Annotated in this window: 10 protein-coding genes; 8 read left to right on the top strand and 2 right to left on the bottom strand. The window is 42.0% G+C overall.

Annotated elements, in window-relative coordinates; genetic code table 11:
• Position 1: 1 nt before the first annotated feature.
• The gene (locus tag B9Y81_RS03645) at positions 2-550 is read right to left on the bottom strand and encodes an RNA polymerase sigma-70 factor (protein ID WP_085535652.1); all 549 of its coding nucleotides are present in this window, start codon (positions 548-550) and stop codon (positions 2-4) included.
• Between the two features lie 54 nt (positions 551-604).
• Positions 605-1,870 (bottom strand): carboxypeptidase-like regulatory domain-containing protein, encoded by a 1,266-nt coding sequence (locus B9Y81_RS03640; protein ID WP_085535651.1) that lies wholly within the window; start codon positions 1,868-1,870, stop codon positions 605-607.
• Positions 1,871-2,141: 271 nt separating this feature from the next.
• Here B9Y81_RS03640 and B9Y81_RS03635 point away from each other — a divergent pair, with 271 nt between their 5' ends.
• From B9Y81_RS03635 to B9Y81_RS03600, 8 genes are all read left to right on the top strand, one after another.
• Positions 2,142-3,545 (top strand): amidophosphoribosyltransferase, encoded by a 1,404-nt coding sequence (locus B9Y81_RS03635; protein ID WP_085535650.1) that lies wholly within the window; start codon positions 2,142-2,144, stop codon positions 3,543-3,545.
• A gap of 12 nt (positions 3,546-3,557) precedes the next feature.
• A complete protein-coding gene (pepT, locus tag B9Y81_RS03630; RefSeq protein ID WP_085535649.1) occupies positions 3,558-4,778 on the top strand; it encodes a peptidase T in 1,221 nt (406 codons plus the stop codon).
• Positions 4,779-4,789: 11 nt separating this feature from the next.
• Complete coding sequence (gene gcvT, locus B9Y81_RS03625; RefSeq protein WP_085535648.1) at positions 4,790-5,875, top strand: glycine cleavage system aminomethyltransferase GcvT; 1,086 nt, start codon at positions 4,790-4,792, stop codon at positions 5,873-5,875.
• A gap of 57 nt (positions 5,876-5,932) precedes the next feature.
• Positions 5,933-6,955, top strand: a complete 1,023-nt coding sequence (locus B9Y81_RS03620; protein ID WP_085535647.1) for a Gfo/Idh/MocA family protein — start codon at positions 5,933-5,935, stop codon at positions 6,953-6,955.
• A 235-nt stretch (positions 6,956-7,190) separates the two neighbouring features.
• Positions 7,191-10,469, top strand: a complete 3,279-nt coding sequence (locus B9Y81_RS03615; RefSeq protein ID WP_085535987.1) for a glycosyl hydrolase — start codon at positions 7,191-7,193, stop codon at positions 10,467-10,469.
• A gap of 591 nt (positions 10,470-11,060) precedes the next feature.
• Positions 11,061-11,480: a hypothetical protein gene (locus B9Y81_RS03610; protein WP_085535646.1), complete on the top strand. Its 420-nt coding sequence runs from the start codon at positions 11,061-11,063 to the stop codon at positions 11,478-11,480.
• Positions 11,481-11,573: 93 nt separating this feature from the next.
• Positions 11,574-11,837: a hypothetical protein gene (locus tag B9Y81_RS03605; protein WP_061115009.1), complete on the top strand. Its 264-nt coding sequence runs from the start codon at positions 11,574-11,576 to the stop codon at positions 11,835-11,837.
• A 93-nt stretch (positions 11,838-11,930) separates the two neighbouring features.
• On the top strand, positions 11,931-13,430 hold the full coding sequence (locus B9Y81_RS03600; RefSeq protein ID WP_085535645.1) for an efflux RND transporter periplasmic adaptor subunit: 1,500 nt from the start codon (positions 11,931-11,933) through the stop codon (positions 13,428-13,430).
• Positions 13,431-13,432 lie beyond the last annotated feature (2 nt).

Below are 13,432 nucleotides of genomic sequence, written 5' to 3'. Positions count from 1 at the left end.
GTTATATATATATGTAGTCTTCTATTTCTTTTCGTAATACTTGTAACGCCTTGCTCATTTCTGCTTCAACTGTTTTGACAGATACAGAAAGGGCAGAGGCTATTTCCGCATATTTCATCCCTTGAAATCTGTGCATGCGGAATATCTTCAAGCGTCGTTCTGGAAGTTTGCGTAGCGCGCTGTTGATTAACTCTTCAAGTTCTTTGTATTCCATACTCTCTTGTGGATCGGAAGTAGAGGCTTCTGTGCTTCTGTCTAATACCATATCTTTGTGTTTGTCTCTAACATTCAGATGCTCCCGGTATTGAATAGATTCATTTCGTACCGCACGGTAAAGATAACTTTTTACAGACCTGAATGTTGGAAGTTGCTTCCTTTCTTTCCAGAAGTAATAAAACAGATCCTGAACAATTTCTTCCGCCACTTCCATGCTCCCCGTGATACTTGCCGCATAAAGACAAAGGGGAGTATGGTAGGATCTGAAAAGTTTTTCAAATGCTTTGACATCCCCCTCCTTTATCTTCGTCAACAGTAATAGATCGTTCAGCATGTGGGTAAGAAATAAATTGTTACTACTTCAAAGGTAGGATAAAAGAACTTGTTTTTATCTCTTTTGCTTCCTTAATTTGGAGACTGCCGATTCCAATGATTCTGTTGGTTCGATAATGTTATAGTTACCCCAGAAGTCTTCATCCGCAAAATCCGTTACCTTGTCAGAAAGTGACTGGCTTGATTTGAATGATACTTTGTATGGAATATTAGTAACATTTTCTTCTTTCATATCCGTAACGACCATTTCCGACATGATTGTATAGTTGGTAGAGAAAAGGCGTCGTTTCCAATCGCATTTGAATTTTACTTCATTCCGGATATAACTTAAGTAAGTTTTATCATTTATTTCCTTGTAATTAACGAGGAAAGAAACCTCTGTCGGTTTAAACCGCAGACCAAACGGCTTTTTCTTCAGAATAGCCTGTGTCGCTTTATTGATATCATCCATACTCAACTTGAATTCAGCACGTGTGAAAGCTAACTTGTCTTTGTCTATATACAATTTACCGTAGTATAAGGCATAAGGCATAATTACCTGAGGTTGAAAACTAATTACGTATTGCGCACGGTTGTCGATCATGACAGGCTCTTCCATGCGGAAAGCGTAGTGTGAGAGGGTTTCTTTATCCAGCAATATGTCCGGATTTTTAACCACATCGAGAAAGATGGAGAGATTCGGTCCTCCCAATAACTTAACCACCAACGTGTCTCCCCGTTTCTGGCTTAGTAACTTACGTCCTTTATAGATTTGTACCCTATCTTGATCTATTTCTCTTGAATATGGCGTTTTGTAGATGTCGATGATCGCTTCCGAGATGTTGATGTAGCGACGTCCTTTTTGAGCGGTTTCACGATAAAAACCGGTCAGCATGTTATGTTTCGCGCTGTAGTTTTCGGGAACCTTGTTCAGTGCTTCTTCCACAAGAAAGCGTGGATCTCTTGCCCGTATAACTACCTCGTCCAATATGTTTGAATTCGGAGTTAAGTAAACCGTCAATTCAGACAGATTTGTGCCGTTCACCGGAATTTGTGTGCTGAGGTATCCGATATGAGATACTTCCACTGTAGATGTTTTATGAGTGGTGGGTACTTTGATCGTAAATTCGCCTTCTGTATTTGTGATGGTTCCGATATTCGTTCCCGGAATAGATACATTCACATACTCCAGTTTTTTCTTGGAATCTTTGTCTCTAACAAGTCCGTTGACTGTAATAAAGTCCGTCAATATTTCTTGCTGGGCTGTTGCCGGAATTATACCGCACAATAAACATGTTACAATAAAAACAATACCCAACGTTTGTTTATAAAGTGTTTTCATACTGATTACATAATTTGAGTGTTACTACTTAATCTTTATCTTCTATATATAAGATTGTTCACATTAGATATACCCTATAATAAAACTCCTGAAAATATCATTTTAAATAACAATTTGCGGATTCAAAAGGAGTTTGAATGCAAAGACGGCAGAATTAACGCCGTAACCTATCCGTATTTCTTAACCAAATAGTAAATTATAATAGCTTTTAAGCCTGAAATATTCTATTAACTTTGTACATAGTTTTTTATTAAATAATAAATACAAAATAATGGGCGGCTTTTTTGGTACAATTTCCAAATCTCCTTGTGCGATTGATCTTTTTTATGGGACTGACTACAACTCTCATCTGGGAACGAAAAAAGGAGGATTGGTAACTTTTCACAACGGGTTATTCAACCGATCTATCCACAATTTGGAAAATTCTTATTTCAGAACCCGTTTTGAAAGTGAATTGGATAAATTTAAAGGTAATTCCGGAATCGGTATAATTAGTGATACAGACCCTCAACCGATTTTTATAAACTCTCATCTTGGAAAATATGCGGTAGTTACTGTTGCGAAAGTGAATAATTTGCTTGAACTGGAAAAAGAGCTTTTAGAAAAAGGAAAGCACTTTTCCGAAATGAGTTCCGGAGGTATTAATCAAACGGAATTGATCTCTTTGCTTATTTCAGAAGGCAATACTTTTGCCGAAGGGGTGGAGATTGTTCAAAACAAAATCAAAGGTTCATGTTCCATGTTGATTCTGACGGAAGAAGGTATTATTGCCGCCAGAGATAAATACGGCAGAACACCGCTGCTGATTGGGAAAAAAGACGGTGCTTTCGCCGCATCAAGTGAGCCATGCAGTTTCCCTAATCTTGACTTTGAATTACATTATAACCTCGGTCCCGGAGAAATTATGCACCTCACGGCTGATAAAATAACTCAGCTTCGTGCACCCGGAAAGAAAATGCAGGTTTGTTCATTCCTTTGGGTATATTATGGATATCCGGTTTCGGAGTATGAAGGTGTAAACGTTGATTCTGCACGATACGCAAGTGGTATGGCTATGGCGCGAAGAGATAATGTAGACGCTGATTTTGCTTCAGGAATACCTGATTCGGGTATTGGTATGGCTTTAGGCTATGCAGAACAAAAAAATATACCCTACCGACGTGCGATCGTGAAATATACGCCTACCTGGCCGCGGAGTTTTACCCCGTCAAATCAGGAAGTACGTAGCCTTGTTGCCCGTATGAAACTGATCCCCAATAAACATTTATTACGTGGCAAACGGGTCGTCTTCTGCGATGACTCAATTGTTCGTGGTACGCAACTGCGGGATAATGCGAACATTCTGTACAGCTACGGAGCAAAAGAAGTACACATGCGCATCGGCTGTCCTCCAATTCTGCATGCCTGTCCTTTTCTTGGTTTTTCCGCATCAAAATCAGCCTTGGAACTGATTGCTCGTCGTATTGTAAAAGAACTCGAAGGGGATGACGAGAAAAATCTGGACAAATATTCTACTACCGGAACCGACGAGTACAACAAAATGGTAGAATGTATTCGTGAAAAACTAAATATTACTACATTGAGGTTTAATACTGTCGAAGATCTGATTGAATCAATCGGACTACCGGCTGAGTGCGTATGTACGCATTGCTATAACGCGAAAAGCTATTTTTAAAATTAGAATAATATGAATCCATTAGACAGATTTTTAAGGTACGTCACATTTAATACAGAATCTGACGAAACCACAGGAACAACCCCAAGCACTCCGGGGCAACTTGTTCTTGCGAAGCAAATCGTAAAAGAACTGGAAGAAATAGGTTTGGAAGATATTACATTGGACGAACGTTCTTATATTATGGCTACTCTTCCGGCAAACACAAATAAGCCGGTTCCAACGATAGGTTTTGTAGCTCATTTAGACACCAGTCCGGATTTATCGGGCAAAGATGTAACACCACGGGTTGTAACGTATTTAGGCGGAGATATTTTGCTGAATGAAGAAGATAATATTGTGCTATCACCGCAGATGTTTCCTGAACTGACGAATTATATTGGTCAGGATATTGTAGTGACTGATGGGAAAACCTTACTTGGCGCTGATGATAAGGCAGGTGTTTCTGCTATAATATCGGCTATGGCCTACCTGAAAAACCATCCGGAGATTGAACATGGGAAAATTCGTATTGGCTTTACTCCCGATGAAGAGATAGGGCAGGGGGCTGATCATTTCGATGTGGAAAAATTTGGTTGTGAATGGGCCTATACCATTGATGGCGGACAGATCGGAGAACTGGAATATGAAAACTTCAACGCGGCTGCCGCTAAGATCAGCTTTAAAGGTCTGAACGTACATCCGGGAACAGCAAAAGATAAGATGGTCAATGCTTCCTTACTCGCTTTGAAGTTCGCCTCTTTCTTACCAACAGATCAGCGTCCGGAAAACACAACAGGTTACGAGGGCTTTTTCCACCTAATACAAATGAGTGGTTCGGTTGAATCTGCTTCTCTATCTTATATTGTTCGTGATCATGACCGCACACTGTTTGAGACCAAGAAAGCACTCTTGCAATCTTTGGTTGATCAAATGAATACGAACTATCCGGGAAGCACTTCGCTGGAGTTAAGAGATCAGTACTTTAACATGCGTGAAGTGGTTGAACCTAAAAAACATATCGTGGATTTGGCTTTTGAGGCGATGACTTTAATAGGTGTGCAGCCTATTGTAAAGCCTATTCGAGGAGGTACGGATGGTGCACGCTTATCATTCATGGGATTACCTTGTCCTAATATATTTGCAGGTGGTCATAACTTCCATGGGCGTTATGAATTTCTACCTGTACCTTCTTTGCGTAAAAGTATGGAAACTATCATAAAAATAGCAGAGCTATTAACACATAAATCTTAAACAAATAAAACATGAAAACTACACCGTTTACTGACGTGCATATCGCTTTAGGAGCAAAGATGCATGAATTTGCCGGCTATAACATGCCGATCGAATATACTGGTATCATTGACGAACACCTGACTGTTTGTAATGGCGTTGGCGTATTTGATGTTTCTCACATGGGAGAGTTTTGGGTAAAAGGTCCGAATGCACTATCCTTTATTCAAAGTATTACATCAAACGATGCCTCCGGCTTGCCTATCGGAAAGGCGCAATATACTTGTTTCCCGAATGATAAAGGTGGCATTGTGGATGATTTGCTGGTTTATCATTATGAGCCGGAAAAATATCTTCTTGTGGTTAATGCCGGAAATACCGCTAAAGACTGGGATTGGTGTGTGCAACATAATACTGTTGGAGCAGAACTGGAAAATGCCTCAGACAAAACCGGTCAGTTAGCTATTCAAGGCCCCAAAGCGATGGAGGTGCTTCAACGCCTTACTCCGGTGGATCTTTCGGCCATTCCTTATTATTCCTTTGTTACAGGCGAATTTGCCGGATGCAAGAACGTAATCATATCCAATACAGGCTATACAGGAGCAGGAGGCTTTGAACTTTATTTCTATAACTCTGATGCCATGACTATCTGGAATGCAATATTCGAAGCCGGAAAGCCGGAAGGTATAAAACCAATCGGACTTGGCGCGCGTGATACGCTTCGTTTGGAAATGGGATTCTGTTTGTACGGCAATGACCTGAACGATACAACATCTCCAATCGAAGCAGGCTTAGGCTGGATTACCAAGTTTGTAGACGGAAAAGACTTCCCGGCTAAAGCGTTATTAGAAAACCAAAAGAAAGAAGGTGTAAACCGTAAACTTTGCGCGTTTGAACTGCTGGAAAAAGGAATACCCCGCCACGGTTACGAAATTGTAGATGAAAACGACACCGTTATTGGTGAAGTCACTTCGGGCACTATGTCTCCCGTATTGAAGATCGGTATCGGAATGGGTTATGTTAAGCCCGAATTCGCAAAGCCAGGCACATCCATTTATATTAAAGTAAGAAACAAATCACTGAAAGCCCAGGTTGTAAAACCTCCTTTCCGTAAGTGAAACAAATTATCCATGTAGAGACGCATCATAGGTGCGTCTCGCATAATAAATAATATCATGACAAAAAATAAAATCAGATTTGGAGTTGTTGGTACTAACTTTATTTCAGACTGGGTAATTGGTGGAGCAAGGCAGGATGAGCGTTTCGAATTAGTTGCAGTTTATTCCAGAACACAGGAAACTGCTGATGCTTTTGCTCAAAAGCATAACATTCCCCATACATTCACTAACCTGAATGAAATGGCCGAAAGCGCGTTAATCGATGCCGTGTACATTGCTTCACCCAACTTCTTGCATGCAGAACAAAGTATTTTGTTTATGAATCAGGGTAAGCATGTTTTGTGTGAAAAGCCTTTAGCTTCAAACACTAAAGAGGTAAAAGCAATGATTGCAGCTGCCGAAAAAAATAACGTAACCCTGATGGAGGCAATGAAGCCTACACTAACGCCTAATTTTTTATCCGTAAAAAAGAATCTGCATAGAATAGGGCAGGTGAGACGATACTTCTCTTGTTACTGCCAGTACTCTTCACGCTATAATCAATTCAAAGAAGGCATTGTATTAAATGCTTTCAATCCCGAAATGTCTAATGGAGCCATGATGGATATAGGGATTTACACATTATATCCGCTGATTGTTCTATTCGGACGTCCGCAACGGGTTGATGCTTCGGGAGTGGTGCTTTCTTCAGGCGTAGATGGTCAGGGGGCTGTTAACCTGCTCTATGATGGGATGAATGCAACAATTCTTTATTCTAAAATAGCAAACTCCTCACTTCCTACAGAGATACAGGGTGAAGATGGAAATATAACATTAGACAGGATTAACTTAATTGGTTCAGTAACTTACTCACCACGCCATCAGGCGGCTTCTGGTAAGGCATTACCAGCTGTTCCGGAAGATATAAGCAGCCCTGCCGATAAGGATGAATATTATTATGAAGTAGCCGAATTTATTGACCTGATTCAAACCGGGAAAAAAGTTTCGGAGATCAATAGTTTAGAAAACTCTCTCCTGACAATAGAAGTAATTGATGAAGTTCGCCGACAACTTGGTGTTGTATATCCGGCCGACAACTGATCGTTTTTTCTGCTAAGACAATACGTATTTCAACGTTTTTTTGAAACGTTTTTTAGACGTTTTGCAATGTCTTGTAAATCAACACTGTACCAAGTCTAAAAACATAAAGGTTATTTTTGAAAAAATATCCTTTATGTTTTCAAAAATAACCTTTATGTTTTTAGAAAGATAGTAATGCAAAAAAAACACTTAGTTGAACACCCTTAAAATCTGATTTACTAATAATACTATGGATATGAAAAACGGAAGCCTATTTAGATTGTTCTTATTGAATATTTCCTTGTTACTAACAGGGAGTTTGTGGTTGTCTGCACAAGTTCAGCATCTCCCGTCTGCCGATGAACTTAATAGATCTTTTGGGCAGCATGATGTTGAGAGTTTTAAGTTGCCGCCACGTTTATACTATCCTCAAACCTGGTTTCATTATATTGGAGGGAATGTGTCTCACGAGGGAATTACGGCAGATCTTGAAGCTATTGCCGAAGCAGGGCTTTCAGGCATACAATTGTTTCACGGGCAATTTGGTGGCGAGTGGCCGGGTGTACAGCCACAGATAACCAGTCTTAGTCCTTTGTGGGATAACGCAGTAAAACATACGGCAGAGGAATGTCGTCGTTTAGGGCTTCGTTTTACAATGCAGAATTGTCCCGGTTGGGCAATGTCCGGCGGACCTTGGATAGAGCCCTCCAATGCAATGCGCCATTTGACATGGAGTAGAACGGACATAGCAGGTAACGAGACTGTCAGTGTTCAATTGCCTGTTCCTGAGCCAAATAACGAGCCTTGGCGTGACTATAAAGATGTTGTGATATTGGCTTTTCCTACACCTTTGGGTGATACAGGTGAACCTCTTAAGCCCGCATCTATTAAAAGTAATCATGAACTGGCATGGCAGGATTGCTTTGCCGGGGCGTTAAAAGAGTCTTTCAAATTCACTCCGGTTACAGAGGCCAATCCGCACTGGATTGAAGTAACTTTTCCTGAAGAAACAATTGTTCGCACTGTCGAACTGCCAAGTATCAATAGTTTTAGTCATGGTTGGTGCTTCGAACCCGGAATAGCTGTTCGAGTAGATGCTCTTTTTGACGATGGAGGTCGAAAGAATCTGATTCAGATTGATTTGCCGCAAAGCAGTTGGCAGGATGATCGTCCTTTTTCGCTGGCTTGTCCTGAAATAACTGGTGTGAAAACCTATAGAATAGAGCTTGTTAATCAACATGATATGTCGCTCAACTCAATCCGTTTATTCTCGGCTGCCCGCAAGAATAATTGGGAATCGGAAGCCGGCTGGACTTTGCGAACCATAGAACGTACTGCTCAGCATCCCGACCAATCCAAAGAAGCGTTTATCAATCAGGATCAGATTTTAGACATTTCCGGCAGGATGGATAAATCAGGGAAATTAACATGGAAAGCACCTGCCGGAAAATGGACTATACTGCGTATCGGACACGTAAATACAGGACAGAAAAATGCTCCGGCGCCACCTGAAGGTACGGGATGGGAATGTGATAAACTGTCTGAAGAAGGACCGAATGCTCATTTTGCGGGTTATATCGGCAGATTGAATGAGGGCGTTCTTAAGGGCGGACTTCTTAATGGTCTTTTATTGGATAGTTGGGAATGTAAAACACAAACCTGGACAACAAATATGGAAGATGAGTTTAGGAATTTTACCGGATACGAACTTCGTCAATGGCTCCCTGCCGTGTTCGGTTATGTGGTCAATGATCATGAAACGACCACTCGTTTTCTGTTAGACTGGCGTTCTACAATAGGTGAACTTTTCTCGAATAGGTTTTATGGGCGTATGGCCGAACTCGCGAAAGAAAATGGTTTGAGCATTACGTATGAAACAGCTGCCGGAGACGTTTTTCCTGCGGATATACTTGAATATTTCAAGCATGCCGATGTGCCGATGTGCGAATTCTGGCAACCTTTTACGGAGGGCTATGTAGGCTCGTTAAACTTTAAACCGATCAAACCGACAGCCTCAGCTGCACGGATATACGGAAAGCCGCGTGTTGCAGCAGAGGCTTTTACGTCTTTCAGCTTGACGTGGAACGAACATTGGGATATGCTGAAAGAGGTGGCTAACATAAATACGGTTGAAGGGGTAACTCATTTTGTTTTCCATACGTATACGCACAATCCAAGAATCGATTTCCTACAACCGGGAACGTCGTTCGGATCAGCTATTGGTACGCCATTCCTTCGCGGACAGACATGGTGGAAATATATGCCGGAGTTTACGTCTTACCTGGCACGTTGCACATATTTGCTTGAAAGAGGTAAACCTGTTTCCGACGTATTATGGTATCTGGGTGATGAAATGAATCATAAGCCTGATCAGAATTATCTTTTTCCAGCCGGGTACAAATACGATTATTGTAATCCGGATGTATTGCTGAACCGTTTAGATGTGAAAAACGGTATGCTTATCACTCCTGAAGGTATTACATATAGCGTATTGTGGATTCCGGAAGCACCAAGAATGTTGCCTGAGACATTGGAAAAACTACACTTACTAATAACCAAAGGCGCGACTGTTATTGCAGACGCTCCATTGGGATTAGCAACGCTCTCAGGTGCTGCCGGTAGTCAAAAACGCTTTGATGAGGCCGTTGAGAAAATATGGGGTGCGGGAAAGCATACAGGTACTCGTAAAGTTGGAAACGGAATTGTGCTTTCAGGAATAACGCTTGATGCAGCCTTAAATGAGCTGAACATCAAACCGGATGTAAAGGGACAGGATGCTTTGTGGCTGCACCGTAAAATAGAGGGAGCGGATTGGTACTATATAACAGCTCCAAAAGGACGTGGATTTAGTGGTGTAATGGACTTCCGCGCAATCGGAAAAGCTGAATTATGGGATCCTGTTTCAGGTACAGTTAAGCCCCTTACTTCAGAGCAACAAGGAGCGTACACACAGGTTAAAATAGACCTTCCCCGTTCCGGATCATGCTTCCTTGTATTCAGACAAGAGGGTGAGTCTGAGAGTACCCTAATCAAAACCGAAGTGCCTACAATTGCTAAGGATATTCCGCTAACCAATCCATGGACGCTTTCTTTTCCTTCAGGCTGGGGTACTCCCGCAACGCTCAATATTAAGGAGTTGAAAGCATGGAAAGAGCTTGATTTATCTCCTGAAGGTAAAGCCTTTTCGGGAACAGCGACCTACACAACCACCTTCGATGTGAAAAAAATAAAGAAAGGAGCGACTTTCCACCTTGATCTTGGACAAGTTGATATGATAGCTGCCGTATCTCTCAATGGAAAAAAGCTTCGTACCCTATGGACCCCTCCATACAGCCTCGATATGACTGATGCGATACAAAAAGGAAAAAACACGTTGACCGTAGAGGTAACAAGTACTTGGTATAACCGTCTTGTTTTTGATGCCGGACAGCCGGAATCCGTGCGAAAAACCTGGACAATCAGCGGTCCGTCAAAAGACGCTCCATTGATGAACAGTGGTCTTTTAGGTCCAGTAACTATCAGTAGTTCGGAATAAAAAAGATAATAACAAGTTAGCAGTGACAAAAACAGAAATTTCTGTTAGGGTCTGAACAAAAAAAAGTCCTGAATTCTACTGAATTCAGGACTTTTTTCGATTTGTAAATCGGTTTGGCGGTATGGACGGAAGATGAACTTTTCGCTTTAACTGACTGTCTGTTAGTAGATTATCCCTTATTTTTAATGTAGGGGGTACAGTTAATGTACGTTTTCTACTTACTCTTGACAATCAAAGACTTACATTCGTCTTTTTGTCCTTTTCCCATTTAGCGGTCCGGACGGGTTTAAAACCCTACCCGTATTACGCTAATATTCAGTGATTCAATATTTCAATTTCGTTCATGGGGTACAAATGGGGGTAAATTGCTTTACTTGGCCTTTTTGGCGGCTATTGTCACCCGTTTGACTGCTTAGAACTCAGGTTCAAAATTACACATTTTTTCAATAACAACAAACATTCTCACTATTAATCTTTTATCCTTTGTGCAAGGTGCAAGCATCTATATATAGATAGACTTGCACCTTGCACAAATTTTTTTCCATATAAGAATTATCCTATCATGTTAAAAAAATCCATATCTTTGCAAACATGAGATTTAGGAAGGTCATATCATATCTAATTCTTGCGGTATATGGTTCGGTATTAATACATACCATTATCCCGCACGACCATCACACGCACCTTTGGGAAACCGTTAGTGCGGCGATTGATGTATTCCATGATAATGACGACGAACATCATCATGCTGACGGTTCAACCCATCACCATGATACACATAAGTTTCCCCATCATGAGGAATCGCAGCACCCCGAAGTTTATACATTAAGTTCAAGCAATACCATTGCCCAACTGTTTGCAACCCTTACGCTATACTGCCATGCGGTTCAAACATTTGACTTTACACCTAAAGAGGTTGAAATTGACAAGCAGAACATTTATTATGTCCCGCTTAAAATTCCAATAGCCTTTACTTTAGGCGTTCCGCCACGCGCCCCACCTATCGTTTAATTTTTTATCGAGCGTTTTACAACCACAGCCCGTAACAGGCTTTGTGGTTTGTGATTATTCAATTCAGTTCAAAAAAATTAAACGAAAATTCAAATGAAAAAGATATTTTTAGCCATCGCAATCTGCGGTTTCCTTTTTGCCTCATGCGGCAACAAATCCAACAGTAATAACGGTACGCATAAGCACGATGATGGTAGCGTACATACCGACCATGCCGCCGACCCAGCCAAGCCTGCACAAGAAACTTTCAAGGTAGAAGCCGACACGACTGCCGCCAAGAAAGACAGCCTAAATCAAAAGCACGATGACCACGGTCAAGCGCACGACCACGGCGACGGCAAACCTCACAAACATTAATAATCGAATTGGGAATTGACAATCGGGAATAGTTGCTTTACGCAATTCTGTTCCCCGGTTGCTGATACCCTATTCTCTAAAATCAAGTAAAAGATGAAACGCATCCTATATTTAGTATGCCTTACTGCCGTCATGTTCGGCTGTAAAGGCAAATCAGAACAACCCGCAGGCGACCATCCGCACGACGAAAAACTTCAACTCACCGCATACAGCAGCGATTTTGAGGTTTTCGCCGAAGCAACGCCTTTTGTCGTGGGACAACCGAGCGATATTCTCGCCCACTTTTCCTTCCTGAAAAATTTCAAACCGATTACAGAAGGAAAAATAACGGTAAGTTTAATTGTCGGAACCGATGGCGCACGTCAAACACTCGAAACACCTACACGCCCCGGCATCTATAAATTTTCGCTGCAACCTGCCACCGCAGGAACGGGAAAATTGGTGTTCGACATTGCAACACCGCAGGGAACTTCGCAAATCGTTGTTTCCAACATTAAGGTTTATACCGATGTACACGATGCACAGCACGACGCGGCAGATGCCGTGGCTTCGAGCAGCAACGGCGTAGTATTTACCAAAGAACAAAGTTGGAAAGTCGATTTCTCAACTGCGGCAGCCACACGCGAACCCTTCGGGCAAATTATCCGAACCACTGCGCAAATCCAACCTTCGCAGGGCGACCAACAAATTATAACGGCTAAAACCGCAGGCATTGTACTTTTTCCGAACGGTGATGTGGTGGACGGAAAAGCCGTTGGCGCAGGACAATCGCTGTTTTCCATTGAAGGCGGCGGAATGGCTGACAACAACCTGATGGTACGTTACAGCGGTGCTGAAAGCGAATACAACCGAGCTAAAGCCGAGTATGACCGTAAAAAAGAGTTGGCAAAAGACAACATCGTTTCGCAAAGCGAACTGTTGAAGGCACAAACGGAATTTACCAACGCCGAAGCCGTATTCAACAACCTACGGAAGAATTTTTCGGCAGGAAAGCAAACCGTTTCTTCACCTATCAGCGGATTTATCACGCAGGTATTGGTCAGCAACGGGCAATACGCCGAAGCGGGACAACCCGTATTGGTGGTTTCGCAAAACCGCGATTTACTTATCAAAGCCGAATTGCAACCCAAGTATTTTTCGATTTTGGGCGGCATTACCTCTGCCAACATCAAAGTGTTGGACGACGGTCGCACCTTTACATTGGAAGAATTGAACGGACGTGTAGTGTCATTCGGCAAATCATCCGACCTCGCTAATCCGCTTATACCCGTTGTTTTCCAAGTGAAAAACAGTGCAGGATTACTATCGGGCAGTTTCGTAGAAATGTACATCAAAACGCAAACCAACGCGCAAGCAATCACCGTACCCAATGAATCCGTTGTGGAAGAAATGGGAAACTACTTCGTTTACGTGCAATTGACACCCGAATTTTTCGAGAAACGGGAAATCAAAAAAGGCGTAACCGACGGTTTCCGCACAGAAGTAGTATCAGGCATAGCGGATAGCGACCGTGTTGTTGCCAAAGGCGCAATATTAGTAAAACTGGCACAGGCTTCGGGGGCGTTGGATGCGCATTCGGGACACGTGCATTAATC

It is taken from the genome of Massilibacteroides vaginae, assembly GCF_900178525.1.
In the GTDB taxonomy this organism is placed as follows: Bacteria; Bacteroidota; Bacteroidia; order Bacteroidales; family Tannerellaceae; genus Massilibacteroides; species Massilibacteroides vaginae.
The sequence above is the reverse complement of the archived record's forward strand: the minus strand, read 5'-3'. Positions and strand labels throughout refer to the sequence as shown.